The sequence below is a fragment of the Allobosea sp. 05T438 genome, from assembly GCF_056396025.1.
Window position 1 is genome coordinate 1 of record NZ_JBFTKQ010000039.1, and the last position, 19,146, is coordinate 19,146.

At 62.3% G+C, this 19,146-nt stretch carries 19 protein-coding genes and 5 pseudogenes; 7 read left to right on the forward strand and 17 right to left on the reverse strand.

All coding sequences use genetic code 11. The features are described from left to right. The 3 genes from AC1DIN_RS29420 to AC1DIN_RS29430 form a co-directional block, all read right to left on the reverse strand. Nucleotides 1–979 (reverse strand): SMP-30/gluconolactonase/LRE family protein (locus tag AC1DIN_RS29420; protein WP_476812300.1); only part of this gene is annotated, 979 nt, incomplete at its 3' end. A gap of 8 nt (nucleotides 980–987) precedes the next feature. Further along, the gene (gene kce, locus AC1DIN_RS29425) at nucleotides 988–1,914 is read right to left on the reverse strand and encodes a 3,5-dioxohexanoate:acetyl-CoA acetone transferase (protein WP_441473201.1); all 927 of its coding nucleotides are present in this window, start codon (nucleotides 1,912–1,914) and stop codon (nucleotides 988–990) included. Nucleotides 1,915–1,937: 23 nt separating this feature from the next. Then, nucleotides 1,938–2,720 carry a cyclase family protein gene (locus AC1DIN_RS29430; protein WP_441473202.1) on the reverse strand — a complete coding sequence of 261 codons (783 nt, stop codon included), beginning with the start codon at nucleotides 2,718–2,720 and terminating at the stop codon, nucleotides 1,938–1,940. Nucleotides 2,721–2,853: 133 nt separating this feature from the next. Between AC1DIN_RS29430 and AC1DIN_RS29435 the strand changes: the two genes are divergently transcribed. From AC1DIN_RS29435 to AC1DIN_RS29450, 4 genes and pseudogenes are all read left to right on the forward strand, one after another. Next, nucleotides 2,854–3,495, forward strand: a complete 642-nt coding sequence (locus tag AC1DIN_RS29435) for a TetR/AcrR family transcriptional regulator (protein ID WP_441473203.1) — start codon at nucleotides 2,854–2,856, stop codon at nucleotides 3,493–3,495. A 278-nt stretch (nucleotides 3,496–3,773) separates the two neighbouring features. Beyond that, a pseudogene (locus AC1DIN_RS29440) lies at nucleotides 3,774–4,623 on the forward strand (IS3 family transposase); the annotation flags it as partial. Nucleotides 4,624–4,658: 35 nt separating this feature from the next. Next, nucleotides 4,659–4,988: pseudogene (locus AC1DIN_RS29445) on the forward strand (ATP-binding cassette domain-containing protein); the annotation flags it as partial. A gap of 21 nt (nucleotides 4,989–5,009) precedes the next feature. Further along, nucleotides 5,010–5,597, forward strand: a pseudogene (locus AC1DIN_RS29450) (recombinase family protein). A 373-nt stretch (nucleotides 5,598–5,970) separates the two neighbouring features. Here the strand turns inward: AC1DIN_RS29450 and AC1DIN_RS29455 are convergent. Continuing rightward, nucleotides 5,971–6,306 (reverse strand): type II toxin-antitoxin system HicB family antitoxin, encoded by a 336-nt coding sequence (locus tag AC1DIN_RS29455; RefSeq protein ID WP_441473204.1) that lies wholly within the window; start codon nucleotides 6,304–6,306, stop codon nucleotides 5,971–5,973. Then, entirely contained in the window at nucleotides 6,303–6,509 is a 207-nt protein-coding gene (locus AC1DIN_RS29460) for a type II toxin-antitoxin system HicA family toxin (protein ID WP_441473205.1), read from the reverse strand. The genes AC1DIN_RS29455 and AC1DIN_RS29460 overlap by 4 nt, the downstream gene beginning before the upstream one ends. A 150-nt stretch (nucleotides 6,510–6,659) precedes the next feature. Here AC1DIN_RS29460 and AC1DIN_RS29465 point away from each other — a divergent pair. Next, nucleotides 6,660–6,758: pseudogene (locus AC1DIN_RS29465) on the forward strand (IS6 family transposase); the annotation flags it as partial. A 198-nt stretch (nucleotides 6,759–6,956) separates the two neighbouring features. On the opposite strand, the gene phnE (AC1DIN_RS29470) reads toward AC1DIN_RS29465, so the two are convergent. From phnE (AC1DIN_RS29470) to AC1DIN_RS29515, 10 genes are all read right to left on the reverse strand, one after another. After that, nucleotides 6,957–7,781, reverse strand: coding sequence for a phosphonate ABC transporter, permease protein PhnE (gene phnE, locus AC1DIN_RS29470; protein ID WP_441473206.1), 825 nt, complete (start codon nucleotides 7,779–7,781; stop codon nucleotides 6,957–6,959). Further along, nucleotides 7,778–8,575: a phosphonate ABC transporter, permease protein PhnE gene (phnE, locus tag AC1DIN_RS29475; protein WP_441473207.1), complete on the reverse strand. Its 798-nt coding sequence runs from the start codon at nucleotides 8,573–8,575 to the stop codon at nucleotides 7,778–7,780. The genes phnE (AC1DIN_RS29470) and phnE (AC1DIN_RS29475) overlap by 4 nt, the downstream gene beginning before the upstream one ends. Continuing rightward, entirely contained in the window at nucleotides 8,572–9,354 is a 783-nt protein-coding gene (gene phnC, locus AC1DIN_RS29480) for a phosphonate ABC transporter ATP-binding protein (RefSeq protein ID WP_476812301.1), read from the reverse strand. The genes phnE (AC1DIN_RS29475) and phnC overlap by 4 nt, the downstream gene beginning before the upstream one ends. Nucleotides 9,355–9,423: 69 nt before the next feature. Continuing rightward, nucleotides 9,424–10,239: a phosphate/phosphite/phosphonate ABC transporter substrate-binding protein gene (phnD, locus tag AC1DIN_RS29485; protein ID WP_476812310.1), complete on the reverse strand. Its 816-nt coding sequence runs from the start codon at nucleotides 10,237–10,239 to the stop codon at nucleotides 9,424–9,426. Then, the gene (locus tag AC1DIN_RS29490; RefSeq protein ID WP_476812302.1) at nucleotides 10,196–10,450 is read right to left on the reverse strand and encodes a hypothetical protein; all 255 of its coding nucleotides are present in this window, start codon (nucleotides 10,448–10,450) and stop codon (nucleotides 10,196–10,198) included. The genes phnD and AC1DIN_RS29490 overlap by 44 nt, the downstream gene beginning before the upstream one ends. 193 nt (nucleotides 10,451–10,643) lie before the next feature. Next, a complete protein-coding gene (locus tag AC1DIN_RS29495) occupies nucleotides 10,644–11,624 on the reverse strand; it encodes a carbohydrate kinase family protein (RefSeq protein ID WP_476812303.1) in 981 nt (326 codons plus the stop codon). Beyond that, nucleotides 11,621–12,463, reverse strand: a complete 843-nt coding sequence (locus tag AC1DIN_RS29500) for a carbohydrate ABC transporter permease (RefSeq protein WP_476812304.1) — start codon at nucleotides 12,461–12,463, stop codon at nucleotides 11,621–11,623. The genes AC1DIN_RS29495 and AC1DIN_RS29500 overlap by 4 nt, the downstream gene beginning before the upstream one ends. After that, nucleotides 12,460–13,269, reverse strand: coding sequence for a carbohydrate ABC transporter permease (locus AC1DIN_RS29505; RefSeq protein WP_476812311.1), 810 nt, complete (start codon nucleotides 13,267–13,269; stop codon nucleotides 12,460–12,462). The genes AC1DIN_RS29500 and AC1DIN_RS29505 overlap by 4 nt, the downstream gene beginning before the upstream one ends. 164 nt (nucleotides 13,270–13,433) lie before the next feature. Further along, nucleotides 13,434–14,678, reverse strand: a complete 1,245-nt coding sequence (locus tag AC1DIN_RS29510; protein WP_476812305.1) for an ABC transporter substrate-binding protein — start codon at nucleotides 14,676–14,678, stop codon at nucleotides 13,434–13,436. Between the two features lie 97 nt (nucleotides 14,679–14,775). Next, a complete protein-coding gene (locus AC1DIN_RS29515) occupies nucleotides 14,776–15,852 on the reverse strand; it encodes an ABC transporter ATP-binding protein (protein ID WP_476812306.1) in 1,077 nt (358 codons plus the stop codon). Nucleotides 15,853–15,997: 145 nt separating this feature from the next. On the opposite strand from AC1DIN_RS29515, the gene AC1DIN_RS29520 reads away from it, so the two are divergent. Further along, entirely contained in the window at nucleotides 15,998–16,843 is an 846-nt protein-coding gene (locus AC1DIN_RS29520; RefSeq protein ID WP_476812307.1) for a metallophosphoesterase family protein, read from the forward strand. A 39-nt stretch (nucleotides 16,844–16,882) separates the two neighbouring features. Here AC1DIN_RS29520 and surE read toward each other — a convergent pair whose 3' ends face one another. Further along, complete coding sequence (gene surE / locus AC1DIN_RS29525; protein WP_476812308.1) at nucleotides 16,883–17,638, reverse strand: 5'/3'-nucleotidase SurE; 756 nt, start codon at nucleotides 17,636–17,638, stop codon at nucleotides 16,883–16,885. Nucleotides 17,639–17,865: 227 nt separating this feature from the next. On the opposite strand from surE, the gene AC1DIN_RS29530 reads away from it, so the two are divergent. Beyond that, the gene (locus AC1DIN_RS29530; RefSeq protein ID WP_476812309.1) at nucleotides 17,866–18,846 is read left to right on the forward strand and encodes a sugar-binding transcriptional regulator; all 981 of its coding nucleotides are present in this window, start codon (nucleotides 17,866–17,868) and stop codon (nucleotides 18,844–18,846) included. Nucleotides 18,847–18,863: 17 nt separating this feature from the next. Here the strand turns inward: AC1DIN_RS29530 and AC1DIN_RS29535 are convergent. Further along, nucleotides 18,864–19,146, reverse strand: a pseudogene (locus AC1DIN_RS29535) (dihydrolipoyl dehydrogenase); the annotation flags it as partial.

Sequence of the window (19,146 nt, forward strand, 5' to 3'; positions counted from 1 at the left end):
GGAATGGAATGCGCGAGCCCTTCAGGCTGCCGACATAGACCGTCTTCAGGTCCGGGCCGCCGAAGGTGATGCTGGCGCACCAGGGCGCGATCGTGCCACCGCAGGCGAGCATCAATTCCGGCGTCGCCTCGTCGCGGGCGAAGGCGGCGAGGAAGGCCTGCCCCGCTGCACTCCCGCAGTCGTCGTCGAGCAGGATGCGCAGTTCGCCTTCCGGCGTGATCGCAAAAATCCTGTCGGTGAAGACATGCGTGCCCCAGAGATTGCCATGGGCGTCGAAGGCGATGCCGTCGATGCAGGCGCCGTGATCCTCCGGCCCGAAGGTCTCGCGATCGGTCAGGCTGCCATCCGGCAGGACCCGCAGCCGCGTCACCTTCCGCGCGCAGGTCTCGGCGACGTAGAGCCACTTTTCGGTGGCATTGAGCCTGATCTCGTTGGTGAAGGCGAAGCCGTCGGCGACGATCCGCAGGCGTCCGCCATCGTACAGGGCGACATAGCCGTCGCACACATGCGGGCTGATCGCTCGCATCCAGTTCTTCGTACGCGTCGAGATCGTCAACCAGATCCGGTCCTTGCTGTCACGCAGGACAAAATTGACCTTGCCGATCGGCTCGCCATCGACGGTGTCGACCAGCACGCGGGTCTCGCCGTCCCGGGTCATGATCTCCAGCCGGTCGGTACCGAAATTGGAGATCAGGATATCGCCATTGCCCGCGAAGGCGAGGCCGTTCGGCAGCGTGCCCGAGACGAAACGTGCTTCCTCGTTAGTCGCGTCGATGAAGCCGCGGCTGGCCGTCTGAGTGATCAGGCGCTGCGTGCCGTCGGGCCGGATATGAACCACGCCGCCCCGCGCATCGGCGCTCCAGAGCGAGCCATCGCGTTCGGCGAGGATGCATTCGGGCCGCTGCAGGCCTTCGCCGACATAGCGGATCGCCGCCGGGTCGACGGTGAAGCCATCGAGCGGATTGGGGCTGCGCGACATCGGCGGGCTCAGAAACTGACCCGGTCGCCGCCCTTGAGGCCGAGCGTGTCGCGGGCCTCCTCGGGGGTGGCGATCTCGTAGCCGAGCTCCTCGACGATGCGGCGTATCTTGGCGACCTGCTCGGCATTGGAGGTGGCGAGCTTGCCCTTGCCGATGAACAGGCTGTCCTCCAGCCCGACGCGGATATTGCCGCCCATCATCGCGGCCTGGGTGCAGAAAGCCATCTGGTGGCGTCCGGCCGCGAGCACCGACCAGTGGTAGTCCTTGCCGAACAGCTTGTCGGCGGTGCGCTTCATGAACATCAGGTTTTCAGGGTCTGCACCGATGCCGCCCAAAATGCCGAAGATCAACTGCAGGAAGACCGGCGGCTTGAACCAGCCGCGATCGAGGCAATGCGCGAGGTTGTAGAGATGGCCGACATCGTAGCACTCATGCTCGAACTTGGTGCCGTGGCCCTCGCCGAGCAATTTGTAGATGCGCTCGATGTCGCCGAAGGTGTTGCGGAAGATGAAGTCCTTGGTGCCGGCGAGATAGGGCTGCTCCCAGGGATGCTTCCAGTCGCTATACTTCTCCGCCAGCGGGTGCAGCGCGAAGTTCATCGAGCCCATATTGAGCGAGCACATCTCGGGCGCAGCCTTGAGTGGCGCCGCGAGGCGCTCATCGACGGTCATGGTCAGGCCGCCGCCGGTGGTGATGTTCACCACCGCGTCGGTCGCCTGCTTGATGCGCGGCAGGAACTCCATAAACACAGCTGGGTCCGGCGTCGGGCGGCCATCCTTTGGATCGCGGGCGTGCAGATGCAGGATCGCAGCGCCCGCCTCGGCGGCGGCGATCGCCTGTTCCGCGATCTGGTCGGGGGTGATCGGCAGATGGTCGGACATGGTCGGCGTATGGATGCCGCCGGTGACCGCGCAGGTGATGATGACCTTGCTCACACGCTTCTCCCATGATTGTCGATTCAGGCCGGCAGGATGGCGACGGCCCGCGTCCAGCCGGCGGAGCCGTTGCGCACCTTCACCGGCAGACAGCTGATTATGAAGCCGGTCGCCGGCAGGGCTTCGAGATTGTGCAGCTTTTCGATCTGGCAGTAACCGGCCTCGCGGCCGGCCTTGTGACCTTCCCAAATCAATGAGGCATCGCCGGTTTCGGCGAAGCGCCGAGCAGTATGGCTGAAGGGCGCGTCCCAGCTCCAGCCATCGGTGCCGACGACCTTGATGCCCTGACGGACGAGATGCAGCGTCGCCTCACGGCCGAAGCCGCAGCCGGTATCGATGTAGTCGGCTTGCCCATAGCGGCTGCCGGCGCGGGTATTGGCCACGACGATTTCGAGCGGGCTGAGCTTGTGGCCGACCCGTTCCAGCTCGGCGTCGATCTCCGCCGGCGTGACGACGTGGCCATCAGGCAGATGGCGGAAATCGAGCTTCACCCCCGGCTGCAGAAACCACTCCAGCGGGCATTCGTCGATCTTGAGCGCAGGCAGCCCCCCATCCTGCGTCGGATGGTAATGCCAGGGCGCGTCGACATGGGTGCCGTTATGCGTCGAGATCGTCGCCAGCTCGACGGCCCAGCCCATTCCGTCCGGCAATTGCTCGGGCCGCAGTCCAGGGAAGGCCGCCGCGATATCCTTCGCCGTGCCTTCATGGGTGCTGTATTCGATCCTCACCTTCTGGAAGGGTGGATCGGCGGGCACGTCGTTTTCGAGCGGGATCGAGAGATCGACGAGTCGCCCGGTCGGCATCATGCTGGTTTCCTCCTGTCGCCCAGCGTGCTCTTGTCGGCATGAATTTGGACGAACGTCCGACCAATAGCGCATGATGCGCTTTCTGGTAAGAGGCCACTCACGCAGAGCAGGTGCGCTGCGCAGGAGGGATTCGATGGGACCTGCGCCGACGCGCGAGCGCATTCTCGACGCAGCCGAGCGGACATTCGCCGAACGGGGCGGCGCCGACGGCGCCTCCATGCGCGATCTCGCCGCTGCGGCCGATGTGCGGCTGTCGCAGCTCAGCTATTATTTCGGCTCGAAGGAGGCGTTGTACCGGGCCGTCTTTGCGCGCCGGGCCGATGCGCTGGCCTTGGCGCGCGGAACTGCGCTCACGGAGGCGATGGCTGCGCCCGCGCCCGAGATCCGCGCGGTGGTCGAGGCCTTCATCGGCCCTTCGGTGCGGCAGCGCTTCGCGGAAGGCGTTCAGGGAGCCGCCTTCGCGATGATCACGGCGCGGGAGGCGGTCGATCCTCGCGAATCCGCGCGCGGCGTTCTCGCCGAGCATTTCGACCCGACCGCGACTGAATTCCTAGCGGCGTTCGCGAAACTCTACCCGAGATCCTCGCGCGGGGCGATGGTGGATGCCTATCTGTTCATGGTCGGGGCACTGGTCATGACCATGGCCGCGGGCGACCGCGCTGCGCGCCTCGACGATGAGCGCCACGCTCTGTCCGCCGCCGGCCTTGCCGAGCTTCTGCTTGAGCGCCTGACCAGCTTCTGCGCGGCTGGCATTGATCGGTTGCTGGTCGAATAGGTCGCGGTTGCGCCAATTTCGGACGTTGAGAGCTTGCCAGATGCCGGACGTTCGTCACGAATAGATTTTCCGATTTCCAGATTTCGGAATGTAGTGTCTAGGGACGAGAGCGCACTCCGCTCAGACTGCTACGCAATCCGATCGGAGTGCCGACCTCAATCGCAGGTTCATTGCCGGCGGCGCTTTATCTCTTCGTGCCGCCTCAGCCATCTACCGAACAAGCCCCGGCACCGGCTCTGCCAGACCACGGCCTACTGGGCTGCCCCCCATGCCATGGTGAATTTGGCGTATCGGAACGGCTGGCGTGCCGGGTTCTGGGGCAGCACCGATCGACGCAACGCAAGGTGCCGGCGGGGCGCAGCGACGAGGTGGCGCTGACTGCCGACATCGTCGCGCTTGCCACCCAGTATGGCCGCTACGGCTATCGCCGGATCGCAGCGATCCTGCACGCGTCAGGCTGGGCGGTGAACATCAAACGCGTCGAGCGGATCTGGCGGCGTGAGGGGCTCAAGGTGCCGGCCAGGCAACCGAAAAAGGGGCGTCTCTGGCTGGATGATGGGGTCGTGCACCCGGCTTCGGCCAGAACATCCCAACCATGTCTGGTCCTACGACTTTGTCGAGGATCGCACCCATAACGGCAGGAAGTTCCGCATGTTGAACGTGATCGACGAGTTCACCCGGGAATGCATCGCGATCAGGATCGACCGGAAACTCAAGTCCACCGACGTCATCGATGTCCTGTCCGATCTCTTCATCCCGCGCGGCGTGCCTGGGCATGTTCGTTCGGACAACGGTCCAGAGTTCGTCGCCAAGGCGGTGCGGGATTGGATCACAGCGGTCGGCGCAAAAACGGCCTTCATCGAGCCGGGCTCGCCGTGGGAAAACGGCTACCGCGAGAGACTCAACTCCAAGCTTCGCGACGAGCTCCTGAACGGTGAGATGTTCTAAAGCCTCGCCGAGGCTCGGATCGTCGTCGAGGGCTGGCGCGAGCACTATAATACCCGGCGCCCGCACTCCTCGTTGGGCTACCGGCCACCAGCACCGCTCGCTGTGGTGTGGCCGCCTGCGCAAACCCAACCCACCTCGCCGGACACCTCAACCGTGGCCGGCAAGCTCACCATGCATTAGACTTGAACCGGGCCACCTAATGGGGGCAGGCCACTTCCGGGTCGGGTAAATCGACCCTGATCCGCTGTATCAATGGGCTGGAGCGCGTGCAGTCCGGCGAGATCCGTGTGGCGGGGATCGCGCTCACGCAGAACCGCCGCGGTCTGCTGGCCCTGCGCCGCGACATCGGCATGGTCTTCCAGCACTTTAACCTGTTCCCACATCTGACGGTGCTGGAGAACTGCGCGCGGGCGCCGATCCAGGTCCTGGGCCGGTCGGCGGGCGAGGCATGCGGCGAGGCCCTCGCGATGCTGCGCATCGACGATCAGGCTGGAAAATATGCCTCGCAGTTGTCCGGCGGCCAGCAGCAGCGCGTCGCCATCGCCCATTTTTTTGGACGAAAGTCCATGTCTCGCGCCTCCGCCTATGTCCGGGTGTCGACAAATGGGCAGACCACCGAAAATCAAATTCGGGAAATTGGGGCCGCCGGCTTTCGGGCCGAGCCGCACAGGGTCATTTCCGAAACAATATCCGGCAGCGTAGCCATTTCCGCCCGCCCAGGATTTACCCGGCTGCTCGATAGGCTTGAGCGTGGCGATATTCTGATCGTCACGAAAATGGATCGGCTCGTTTGAAATACGATCGAGGTCAGCTCCACAGTGCATAAGCGCGAGGAAATGGGTGTGCGGGTCCACTGCCTGGCGCTGGGTGGTGTCGACCTCGCCGGCCCGGACGGGAAGATGACCATGAACGTCATCCACGCCGTCGCGCAGTTTGAACGGGATCTTCTCATCGAGCGGACGAATGCCGGCCTGCGGCGGGCGAAGTCAGAGGGAAGAAAACTCGGAAGGCCGACCGCCCTCTCCTCCTCACAGCGCGCCGAGATTAAATCGGCACTGGAGGATGGCCAAAAGATCGCGCCGTTGGCAAGGCGCTTCGACGTCAGCCGGCAGACGAACATACGGATTCGCGATGAGGCGATTGTTCCAGGCTAGTCGCAATGGGTAATTGATCTGCCAATACATGTGGGACATGGCGCCCCAACTTCCGAACCCCGAGATCGGCGTAGGCACCGTTCTCGTCATCGGCGAGGTTTTTATTTGGCGCGACCTGTATGGTATGTCGGCGTGATGGGAGGCCGCCATGTCGCGCTCGCGAAAGAAGAATCCTTTGGGCGGCATGACGACGGCTGCGAGCGACAAGATCAGCAAGACGCGGCTCACCGCCTGACGCGGAGGGCCGCCGATGTAGCACTGCCGGGGAGAGGAGGACTTGCTGCCCATCAGACTTACTGAAAATCCGTGGCGATATGAGAAGGACGGCAAGAGCTGGTATGGCGATTGCGATCCGAAGCTCCTGCGGAAGCGATCAGGCGGCCGCCGCTACTTTAATGGTGTCGGACACCCATTCGTTCAAGCTCTTGCCTTCAGCTGCCGCTGCAAAGACCGCCGCTGCGTGATCGCGGGGCTCGAGGCGCACATTGAACTTCCCGGAGAAGCTCCGATGAGGCTCGATGTTCTTCTCCCGGCACATATCCAGGAACACGGCAAGAGACTTGCGGCCCTCCTCGATAAGAGACTGGACGCTCTCGGCGTAAAAGTCGGCGCTACCATTCAAGCCGATGAACTCGCCACGAAACATCCCGATCTCAGGGTCGAACGCCAGAACAGCTTTCTCGGTGTCGATCTCGATAATATTCTTCATGGTTTCACTCCGTTCTCTTCAAGCCATTTGCGGATGCTGGCTACCGGGCCCTTGTCAGTATCCGGCGAGGGGTGCGGGCGATGAAAAACGCGCACCTCTTTGAAGAGGAAGACACCGACCCGAGAACCTTCCCGTTCGCTGACCTCAGCGCCAAGCGCGATGAATAGCGCTTCGATATCGGCCCATCGGATCGAGCCGTTCACGGGCCGAACGAAGATCAGCCTCAGCGTGGCTTCGTGGCGCTTCTTCGTGTGAATTCGGTACCGAAATATAGTACCATTGTCAAGCCCAGCTTGCGCGAGGGCATTGTCAGGTTAACTTCAGCCTGGCGCCAGCGGAGTAGATGGGTTCGCATGAGCCTGCCCTGCGTCAGCTCCAAGCGCCATCCTTTCCCGCCTGCGATCATCGCCCATGCGGTGTGGCTGTACTTCCGCTTCCCGCTGAGCCTTCGACTGTCATCGGCGCAAAGCCGCAAAGGCGTTCGCACATGGAATAAACCGGAACGGAAGGTGAAGCTCAGCTTCAGCTCCCTTCAAATCCTGCCCTAGCTTGTCCGACCATCTCGGCAAAGCGGCCTCATACTGAGGAAAGCAACACTGCATTCGATGGGCCCGAACCTATAGCGGATGCACATAGCGATAAGGCCTTCTCTATATAATTCGCTTCCTGATCACGGTCGTGGCAGCTTCGACAACAATGACGATGGCCAGGATGATCGCCAGAATGAGGCCAGCCTGATCCCAGTAGAGGTTCGATAGCGCGGCATCGAGCGCGACGCCGATCCCGCCCGCGCCGACGAGTCCAAGCACCGATGACTCGCGCAGGTTGATGTCCCATCGCAGGAGGGCGACCGACCAGAAGCCCGGCTCCACCTGTGGCCAATAGCCCTTCAGCAGCAGATGGGGCCAGGGCGCACCGAGCGCGGTCAGCGCCTCGATCGGTCCCGGACGCGCCTCCTCCAGCGCTTCCGAGAGCAGCTTGCCGACGAAGCCGACGGAGCGACAGGCGATGGCGAGCGTACCCGCGAGGGCGCCCGGCCCGAAGACCGCGACGAACAGCAAGGCCCAGATCAGCGAGTTCACCGAACGCGAGGCGACGAAGACGAAGCGCGCGGCCCCGTTGAGCAACGGATTACACGTCACATTGCGCGCGCCCAGGATGGCGACCGGCACGGCGAAGGCCAGCGACAGCAAGGTGCCGAGCGTCGCGATGTGAAATGTCTCGATCAGCGCCGCATGGATGGCCTTGGGATAGTAGCTCCAGTCGAATGGCCACATTCGCCGGAACAGATCGAGAGTCTGCTCGGGCGCGTCATAGAGAAATTCCGGAATGATCTCGATCGTCTTCAGCGACCAGGAAACGGCCACTGCCACGAAGAGATAGGCTCCGAACCGGCCGAGACGCTGCATGGGCGTGAAGCGCGTCCAGCGCGGCGCCGGTGCCGAGCGGGCAGAGCTGGTCGTCGTATGCGTCATTGGAAGAGCCTGCGCAGCCGGCCGGTCAGCGCCTCCGTGGCCAGCACAAGCGCGATGACAGTGATCAGTATGGTCAGCACGAAATCATAGTCGAAGCGCTGATAGGCGGTGAACAGCGGCGCGCCGATGCCGCCGCCGCCGACGATGCCGACCATCGTAGAGTTTCGCAGGTTGGAATCGAACTGATAGGAGCAGAAGCCGATGAAGCGGGCTGCGACCTGGGGCAGTACCGCCATGAGCATGACCCCCATGAACGAGCCGCCGGCGGCGCGGGCTGCCTCGACCGGCTTCATGTCGATTTCCTCGACAGCCTCCCCGAACAGCTTCGAGATGAAGCCCAGCGAGGCGACGATCAGTGCAAGCGTGCCGGCCAGTGCCCCGAACCCCACCGCCTTGACGAAGAGGATTGCGACGACGACCGGATGCAGAGAGCGGCAGAGCGCGATGAAGCCCCGCGCCGTCCAGCTCACCGGCGCCGGCATCAGGTTACGCGCCGCCAGGACGCCGAGCGGCAGCGCGAGAAGCACGCCGAAGAAGGTCGATAGAACCGCGATCTGCATGCTCTCGAGCACGCCGTCCCAAAGCAGCAGCAGCTTGTCCGGCGCCGTCTGCGGCGGGACCATCCGCGACAGGAAGGTCGCTCCGTTGCCGAGCCCGGAGACGAAGCGCGACCATGTCAGGTCGAGTGTCGATGCCGCATAGAGCGCATAAATTAGCAGCAGGAACTTCAACCCGCGCGACCACCAGTCCGCTGGAAATGGGTCGAGGCGCGTAGTCCGCGACACAGCGCTCATTGCAGCCAGCCCTCGCCGCCATAAATGGCAGTCAGATGGCTATCGTCGAGAGCCTCCGGCTTGCCGTCGAAGACGATTGCCCCGCGTGACATGCCGATGATCCGGCTGGCGCAGCGGCGTGCCAGCTCGACATTGTGAATATTGATCACGACCGGGATGCGCTGGCGCTGCGAAAGTTCGCCAAGCAGGTCCATGATCTCAATCGAGGTGCGCGGATCGAGCGACGAGGTCGGCTCGTCGGCGAGGAGGAGACGCGGCTGCTGCATCAGCGCCCGGGCGATCCCGACACGCTGGCGTTGGCCTCCAGAGAGCTGATCCGCCCGCCGCGTCGCAAAATCACTGCCGAGCCCGACGGCATCGAGCAGCGCGAAGGCTCGCTCGATATCCTCGGTCGGGAATTTCCGCAGCCAGACCCGCCAGAAAGGCAGATATCCGAGCCGGCCGCTCAGAATGTTTTCGATGACGGAGAGCCGCTCGACCAGATTGTACTCCTGGAAGATCATGCCGATTTGCCGCCTTGCCAGCCGCAGGGCGGAGCCGGAAATCGCCGCAAGATCGCGGCCCTCGAACCAGATTTCGCCGGACGTCGGATCGACCAGGCGATTGACGCAGCGGATCAGAGTAGACTTGCCAGTTCCCGACGGCCCGATGATGGCGGTGACACCGGAATCTGGAAAGACGAGGCTGACGCCTTTGAGGACGGGCTGCCCCGACCGGTATTCCTTGACGAGATTGCGGATCGCGAGCGGGGCGCCGCTCGAAAACGTCTGTAAATCCATCATCATCCATGCCGCGCCGCAGTGCGGGCGCAAGCGTCGCCTGCGCCCGCGGGCCGGTCCGCCAGAAGCTCAATTCTTGGGTTGCTGGGCCTTCTTGCGCTCAAGCGCCTCGGTCTCGCGCTTGGACTCTGCTTCGTAGCTGCGCTTGTTGAACGGCGTACCGGACTTGTCGGCGACCTCGCGCACCACCGCCCACTTGTCCTTGTAGGTGATCGGTACGTAGCGGTCCTCGCCGTTGAACTCCTTCTGCTCCTCGGCCGAAAACTTGTAACTGAAGAAGCATTCGCGGACCTTGGCCGCCAGCTCAGGCTTCAGGTCATGCGCGTGCACATAGCCGTTGGTCGGGAAAACCTCGCTGGTATAGATCACGCGGAAATCCTCGCGCTTGATCGTGCCGCGCGCGACCATGCGCTCGAACACGTCGTCGGCGACAGCCGCCATGTCGTAATCGCCGTGGCCGACGCCCAGGATCGACTTGTCGTGACCGCCCGACATCAGGGGCTTGTAGTCCGTATCGGGCGTCAGCCCGAGCGGCGGGAAGAGCACGCGCGGCGCGAGGTTGCCGGAATTGGACGACGGCGAGGTGTGGGCGACTTTTTTGCCCTTCAGGTCACCCATCGCTTTGTAGTCGCTCGACGCCTTGACGAGCGCTACCAGCTTGTACCCACGCGGGCCGGCTTCCGAACCACCGGCGGCAAAAGGGACCGCCCCTGCCATATTGACCGCGAAAGCGGTTGGACCTGTCGAGAACCCTGCGATGTGGAGGCGGCCGGAACGCATGGCCTCGATCTGGGCCGTGTTCGACTGGACCGAGAAATACATCACCCGGCGACCGATGCAGCTATTCAGGTGGTTGATGAACGGCTTCAGCAGATTGGCGTAGATAGCGGGGGTCTTCGATCGGGGTGTAGGCGAAGACGAGCGTGGAAGGGTCCTTGAGCTTAGCCGGGTCGGTCGGCACATCGGCGACCAGATCGCCATTCGCATCACAGTAGAGATCGTCGAGCTGCCCCCGGTTGGAGCAGGCGTCCTGGGCACTGGCACCGCCGAGCGAAATACACGCCCCGGCGAATGCGATCATGATGGCGCGCAGCAATTTAACTCTCCCGATTCCAGCCGCTCTTGTGACGTTCGGGGCAATGGCCCGAATGAGTAGGCGGCTTAATAATCGATCATCTTGCACAGAAGTTCAGCCGTCAACACGAATGATCAAAAAGGCTCCACTGCGCCGCGGGCGTTGTTCGCGAGCCATTTTTCTGCCGGGCGAGTTGCTCGATATCAGAGCAATGCTAGGCGCGCAGCGGGACGGTTGTCATGAAATCCCAGGTATGCTCAAAAGATTGCACGCCGGCCTGTGATCCCAACCCGGTTGCATTGAGTGCCGAGGTCGCTTGGGCGAAGCGCACGGCGGTTTCCGGATCCAGGTTGCGACAGAGCGCGACCGCCATCCCGGCATTGAATGCATCGCCGCAACCGCAAGTGCATTTCACCGGGACATCGAAGGCCGGAACCCGAAACTCCTGTCCGTCTGAATGGTGGTAGGATGCGCCCTCGGCCCCCAGGGTGAAAATGCAGCAACGCGCCCCATAATCGAAAAACTGACGGGCTATCACGGTCGGATCGTTTCCGCCGGTCAACGCCATGGCCTCTTCGATCGAGGGCATGAAACAGTCGGTATAAGGCAGGACACGAGCCACGGCTGGCAGATCGGCCTGCGAACCGGCGAACACGTCGACGGTCGTTATCGCTCCCGCTTGCTTTGCGCGTTGGAGCAGGCGCGCGTTCTGGCTGTGGTCCATCCGGTCCATAAGCCCTACGCCGCCAAGATGAACGATACGCGCCGAACAAACTGCGTCGAGGGCATGATCTTCTACAAAGAAGTCCGCCGTCGCGCCCTTCATGTGCAGGGCCGGTCTGGAACCGTCACGTCGCGTGGTTACGATCGATGACGAGGTTCGGCTGCCGGCGATCTGCTGCATGCGGGAGACATCGATGCCGAACTCGCGCAGGCGTTGAAGCACCCAATGCCCCATGAGATCATCACCGACGCCACCGACCGCCCGGCATGAAAGCCCCATCTTGGCCGCGGCGATAGCAGCCGTTCCGGCCGCGCCGGATACTGCGAGCGTCAGCTCGTCGAGGAAGAACGTTCCCCCGCCGTCAGGGACGCCCTCGAAAGGCCAGCCGAGACAGTCGAACGTGTAAAAGCCGATCGAAGCGTAATCGTACTTCGTTAGGCTGGCTCCGCCGTCTGCAATCGTTGTGCTCATTTGATTCCTGCGCGCATGAAGCTTTGCACGAACTGACGCTGGAAAAGCAGGAAGCCGATCAGCAGCGGCGCGGACGTCATCAGGGCGGCAGCGGAGATGATGCTCCACTGCACGCCTTGGTCCGGGGAGGAGAATATCTGGAGGCCGACCGTCAGCGGTCGGGTCGATACCGAATTGGTGATGACCAGCGGCCAGAGAAGATTGTTCCAGTGATAACTCACCGACACCAGCCCATAGGCCACGTAGATCGGGCGCGAGAGCGGGACATAGACCTTCAACAGCACGGCCAGCGTGCCGGCGCCTTCCACGCGGGCGGCATCGTCGAGTTCTTTGGGAACAGTGAGGAAAGCCTGGCGCAGCAGGAAAATGCCGAAGGCGGACGCGAAATAGGGCAGGCCTATGGCCCAAACCGTATCGACCAGGCCCAGACGAACCATCGTGCGGTAGTTTTCGACCAGAAGCACTTCCGGCATGATCATCAGTTGGATCAAGATCAGCAGAAATACGACCAGCTTTCCGGGGAATTCGTAGCGGGCGAAGGCATAGGCCGCGAGTGTGCAGATGACGAACTGCGATGCCAGGATGACGCTGATCAGTAGAAACGTGTTGAGGAAATAGCGCGCGAACGGAGCGGAGTGCCAGGCCTCCGTGAAGTTCGAAAGAGTGAGCGGCGCAAACAGCTCGAAGCGCGCCTCATAGGCTGCCGGATGAAACGCCATCCAGACGGCATAGAACAGCGGCAAGATCCACAACAGGCCGAGCAGATAACTGCCGGCGATTTCAATCCACCGGCCAACTGTTGGGAATGATGCCGGCGCGGTGCCTGCTGACGCGCTCATTTGTAATGCACCTTTCGATCGAGGACGCCGAACTGCACGAATGCCAGCGTCGCCAGCAGGCCAAGCAGCACCACAGTCAGCGCGGCCGCGTAGGATGTGTCCCAGAAACGGAATGCGGTGTTGTAGACATAATAGAGTAGGAGCGTGCTGGCGTTGTCGGGGCCGCCCCGGGTCATAACGATCACATGGTCGATCAGCCTGAACGAGTTGATGATCGCGTTGATCAGAACGAAGAGCGTGGTCGGCATCAGCAGCGGAAAGGTCACGCGGCGGAAGAAATACCAACGGCTCGCCCCCTCCAAGGCGGCAGCCTCGCGGAGAGTCGGGCTCTGCTGCTGCAGCGCAGCCAGATAGAAGATCATGAAGAAGCCGGCTTCCTTCCAGATCGCGAGCAGCATCAGGCTGCCGAGCACAGTGTCGGCGTCACCCAGCCAGTTGTGTTGGCTGTGGCCGAAGATCGACAAGGCGCGGTCGAAAAGTCCGTAGCCGGGCGTGTAGAAGAACAGCCAAATGTTGGCGACCGCGATCATTGGCAAGACGGTCGGCAGGAAGAACGACATGCGCAACAGCGCCCGCCCACGGATCGCGGAATTGACGATGAGCGCCATGGCCAACGACAGTGCGATCGCCAGCGGCACAGTCCCCAGCGAATAGATCGCGTTATTCTTCAATGCGGCGAGGAAGACCGGATCGGCCAGCATCGCGGCATAGTTGTCGCCGCCGATGAAGCGAGCCGGCCGAGCGCCTCGTGGCGTCGTGTAGAAGCTGTTGATGACGGTCAGAGCCGCGGGAATGTGGGTGAACATCGCCAGCAGGACGACGGCCGGGAGCAACAGCAGCCAGGCGGTGACATAGTTCGACAATCTGGTCACGGGCGTCCCCAGATGGCGGCAGAGCCGCCGTCCATGTTGTGCGGAACGACACCGCGCCGGACGGTCGGCGCGGCGGATTGCTGATAAAGCCGAAGCGCTCAGCGATAGCTGCGAAGTATGCGCTCAGCCTCACGCTGGGCGTTCGCCATCGCCTCGGCGGGTGAACGCGTGCCGGTCATCGCGGCCTCGATGCCGTCGTCGATGGCGCGGGCGACCCGCTGGTTCTCGTGCGTCGAGAGCTCGGGGACCATGAATGGGATCTGCTGACGAGGCACTGCTGCGCCGGGGAAAGTGGCGACGTAATTCTTCATCGCGGCGGTCTCCCACGCGTCATCGCGAGGCGCGATGTAACCGGTCTTTATGCTCCACTCCGCGGCCTGCTCCGCCGAAGTAAGCCATTTTGCGAAGGTGAAGGCGGCCGCCTGCTTGGCGGCATCGGAACTCCTGAAAATGAAGATGTTGCCGCCGCTGGTCGGTGCACCGCGGCGCTTGTTCTCGGGCAGGATCTGAACGCCGAAAGGAAACGGCGCGTTGTTCTTCACATTGGTAAGATTGCCGCTCGTCGTCGTGAACATCGCGGTGCGGCCCTCGAAGAAGTCCTTTGGTGTCGTCGCCCACTCGATCACGCCCGGCTTCATGACCTTGTGCGTACGCGAGAGGTCGACAAGGTATTGCAGCGCGCCGACCACTTCAGGTGAGTCGAAGTGGGTCTTCCGCCCATCCAGGTCGGCGATCTTTCCACCATTCTGAGCGACGTAACCTTGCAGGATCCAGTATGAAGTCAGCGATGTGGGGACCTGCATGCCCCATTGTGTGACGTTACCGTTCCCGTCGCGCTTGGTCAGTTTCTTGGCGAAGGATACGACTTCCTCCCAGTTCTGCGGCCCGATTTCCGGATTTAGCCCTGCTTCCTTGAATGCGTTCTTGTTCCAGAAGAAAACGGTCGTTCCCCTCTGGAACGGGATGCCCCATGTCTTGCCGTCCGAGCGGCTGTTGAGCATGAAGACGTCGGAGAAGCCACCTAGCCAGCTTTTGTCGTCGGCCGTCTTGGCCAGGCTCTCGATCGGAACGATCGCATCCTCGTCGACGAGTGTGTACATGTCGGCCGACAGGACGACAGCCATTTCGGGCGGGGTACCGGATTTCAGGGCGGCCAGCGATTTGGACAGTGTTTCCGGATAGGTTCCCGAATAAACGGCTTTGACCTTTATGTCGGGATGGCTGCTCTCAAAGCGGTTGATCAGGTCGTCGACGACCTTGGTGACTGGACCACCGATGGCAATCGGATAATAGAAGTTGATCTCGACCTTAGCTGCCGCCGCTTGAGCCATGCCAGCCAGCATGCTCGCCGCCAATATGCACCGTCTGGTCCAATTAAACCGTCCGCTCGACATGTCGTTCTCCCTTATTGTGATTATTGGTGTTGTTTCGAGCTCCGCTTCATGCGGCCCGGCCATAGGGCGCCGCAGCCGCATCGATGCGCCGCTCGGTGGTGGCGCAAAAGAGATGAGCGTCCTCTGCTGCCCAACCGAGTGTGATCTCGCGCCCCTTCTCAAAGCGCTGCGCCCCCTCGACACGGACCTGCAGCGCCTGGGATCCTACGCGGCACTCCAGCACGCTGTCGGCACCATGATACTCGGCAACTGCCACCGTAGCGGGCACTCCGCCGGGAACACCGACGCGAATATCCTCGGGGCGCAATCCAAGCAGCATGTCACCGGTCGCGCCCGGAACACCCGCCTGCGCGGGCGATCCCGCGATCGTCGCTCCGGAAGCGCCATGCTCGAGCGCGACAAGGTTCATCGGCGGGGTCCCGATGAAGCGGGCGCAGAATGCGCTGGCCGGCAGATTGTAGAGCTGATCGGGGGTGCTCTTTTGCTCGATCAGTCCTCCACGCATCAACACGACCTGGTCTGCGAGCGTCATCGCCTCGACCTGGTCATGGGTGACGAAGACCATCGTCATTCCCAGTTGCTGCTGGAGGCGGCGTATTTCGCGCCGGGTTTCGAGCCGCAACTGAGCGTCGAGATTCGAGAGCGGCTCGTCCATAAGGCAGACCGACGCTTCGGCGACGACGGCTCGTGCCAGCGCCACTCTCTGCTGCTGGCCGCCCGACAGTTGCGATGGCCGGCGGTCGAGCAATTTGGAGAGGCCGAGCACATCGGTCGCGCGCGACAACCTCCGCTGGCGCTCGGCCGCGGGCACGCGTCGGACCTTGAGACCGAAGACGACGTTCTCGGCGACGCTCAGGTGCGGAAACAGAGCATAGTTCTGGAAGACCATCGCCAGCCCGCGCTCTGCCGGCGGAGCATGCGTGACGTCCCGGCCGCCGATGCGGATTGTACCCGACGTCGGCTGGTCGAGCCCCGCGATCATCCGCAAGGTGGTGGATTTTCCGCAGCCGGAGGGCCCGAGCAACACGGTCAGCGTGCCGGGCTCGACTGAAAAGCTGATTCCATTGACGGCATTGAAGCCGCCCCAAGCCTTCTTCAGGTCCCGGATTTCGATCCCTGCCATCCGCTCCCCTTTCGGTGTTTGGATCAGCGGCCTGCGCCGTCTCAATCTCGATCCTGTCGCCAACAGTAAGTGAACTATTTTTGTGTAGTCAAGACATATGTTCATATCCTAGGATCGGCATCACCTGCCCTGCGCGAGGACGCCCATGCCCCCTTTTCGCATTCTCCAGATCTCCGACACGCATCTTTCGCCCCGCACGGAGCATTTCCGGCTGAACAACGATCTGATGCGAGAGCCACTGCGCCAATGCGACCACGATCTGATCGTGCACACCGGCGACATCACGCTCGATGGCGTGCGTTACGAAGAGGATCACGCCTATTGCCGTGACTTCTTCGGCCAGTTCCCGAAGCAGGTGTGGTTCATCCCGGGCAATCACGATGTCGGAGACAATCCGGCCTTGTCGAAGCCCGAGCAGACGAACGGGAGCGCGATCAACCTCGGCCGGCTCGAGCGTTACAGGCGCTTTTTTGGTCCTGACCGTTGGTCGTTCGACACGCCAGCCTGGCGGGTCATCGCGATCAATTCGATGTTGGTAGGCTCAGGACTGGACGAGGAGCAGGCACAATTCGACTGGATAGACCAGCAGCTTGCTAGCGCCGAAAGCCGGTACATCGCACTTTTTACTCATCAACCGCTTTTCATCGACGAACCGGAGCCGACAGAGCGAACCTACTGGACTGTCGATCCGAGCGGCGGGCGCCGGTTTCGCAGCCTCGTGGAGGATTCCCGGCTCCGGCTCATCGCCAGCGGCCATTTGCACCAGCAGCGCTCCCGCCGGTATGGTGGAATAGCGCTGGAATGGGGACCTTCAGTCGCCTTCACGACCCGAGAAGCGCTGGTTCCCGAGATGGGCGGATCGCGGCAGGTTGGTCATGCCGAGCATACCCTGCATGACGATGGCCGTATCGAAACGCGGGTGCTGCACATCCCAGGTTCGGTGACTAGTTATCTCGACGATATGATCGAAGAGGTCTACCCGACCCATTGAGGCGGTATGCGGGCAGGCTGCCGGCCTGCCCGCTATAACTCAAGCCGGCTCAGCGGCGATATCCTTCAGCGCGCTGAACGGAACCTCTGCCTGACCCATCCAATTGAAGCAGACGACGGAGGCGATCCCGGAATCGATAAGGTGATTTTCGTCGCCCGGCGTCGAGGCATAATCGCGGTCTGCCAAGGGTTCGATCACGGCGCGATCCTCCGTTTCCCGGTGGATGATCACCTTGTTGGCGACCTTGTCGCGTCCGATCCTCGCCATGCGCATGTGGGCCGGGACCATCCTCGGAAGGTTCACGCTCAGCCAGTGGCCATCGCGCGCCCATTCGGCACGGGCCTCCCAAAAGGCATCGATGCGTTCGGCAAGCCATCCGCTGCCTGCGTCATCGAACTCCAGGCTGTCGCGGGGCCGGGAGAATGCGATGCCGGGGACGCCGCGCAGCGCGGCCTCTCGGGCGACGGCCATCGTGCCGGAATAGGAGACGTCCTCCGCCACGTTGCGTCCCTCGTTGATGCCGGAGAGCACGAGATCGGGAAGCTTCGCATCACGAAAAACCCAGCTCATGGCCGCTATAACGCAGTCCGCCGGAGTTCCCGAACAAGTATAGCGTTGCGGACCGACACGTTCGATGTCGAAGCCCTTGCGGAAGGTGATGCCATGCGCAAACCCGCTCCGATTTCCGTCCGGAGCAACGACCCAGACATCCTCGCTCAGGCGCCTGGCTGCGCGCTCAAGCTCCGCGAGGCCGTGGGCGCTGATCCCATCGTCGTTCGAGATCAAAATTCGCATGGTCGTCCTTATCCCGCCGCCATCAACTGCAGATGAAAAATATGCACTTTTATGTCAGATATAGTCTATATGTTCAAATAATTTCACGACACGTCGGTTCCGATTTTGCGGGGACGATGCGGATTTCACTTTCCGTTTCGATGCTGTAGAGCCGGTCCAACGTTTCGAAAACGCACGCATTCGTGGTTTCCACGCGATCGATGCGACCGACCAAGATTGGAGGAACGATGGCTAGGAATGTGCCCCCCAAAATCACGAAATTCCAGGCCGACCAGAACGAGCTCAAGCTCAAGGCTGCTTGGCTGTATTTTGTGGAGGGGCACACTCAAGAACAGGTCGCGGAGCGGATCGGCATCAGCAGGATCAAAGTCCTGCGCCTCCTGGCTGCTGCTCGCGAGGATGGCACGGTCAAAATCTCCATCAACTCGCAGGCAGACTCAATCTTTACGCTGCAACGGCAGCTCGAACGGCATCTCAAGCTGAGCGAGGCCGTCGTGGCGCCGGCGAGCGCCCAGAGCGAGGCTAGCATCGCTGCCGTTGTCGGTCATGCGACCGGGCAGTACATCTCCGAACAGCTCTTTGCAGGCGCGACGGTCGGTGTAGGCTGGGGTGCGACCCTCAAGGTCTGTATGCAGGCACTGACTTGGCGGGAAATAGAAGATCTGACTGTGGTGTCCCTGCTTGGCGGGTTGACGAACGCCACCGCCGACAATCCGTCCGCAGTGTCGTGGCGCTTGGCCGATTTCTACAAGACCAAGCTCTATCAGATCGCAGCGCCGGTTTTCCTGCCGCAGGCAGACCTTGCCCGGCAGCTCTGGGCAATACCCGGTTTCCAAGACCTGCGGGAAAGAGCTCGGCGTGTCGATATCGCACTGATCAGCGTTGGCAGCCTGGGCGGGGAGGCGTCGATATTCCGGCGCGGGATTCTGGAAAAGGACGAATTGAAAAGCCTCGCTGCGGCCGGGGCGGTCGGCGACGTGCTCTGTCATTTTGTCGATGCAGACGGGCGTCTGGTCGATCACGCGGTAAACCAGCGTGTGATGGCCGTGAGCCCGGCTGATTTGCATGACGTCGGTAATGTCGTGATCTCATCCGGGGGACAGCACAAGGCAAAGGCGATCCGGGCCGGGATCGCAGCAACCAAAGCGACGGTGCTGATCACCGACACGTCGGCGGCAAAAGCGTTGTTGAAGCTGCCCCCCCTATAAACATTCGCTTCACGGCCTCAGGCGTTCAGCACCTTGCCGTAGGCGTCGAGCACGCTCTCTTTCATCACCTCCGACAGGGTCGGGTGCGGGAAGATGGTGTGCATCAGCTCTTCCTCGGTCGTCTCGAGGTTCATCGCGACGACGAAGCCCTGGATCAGTTCCGTGACTTCCGGGCCGACCAGATGGGCGCCGAGCAGCTTGCCGGTCTTGGCGTCGAAGATCGTCTTGGCGAGGCCGCTGTCCTCGCCGAGCGCGACCGCCTTGCCGTTGGCGACGAAGTTGAAGCGGCCGACCTTGATC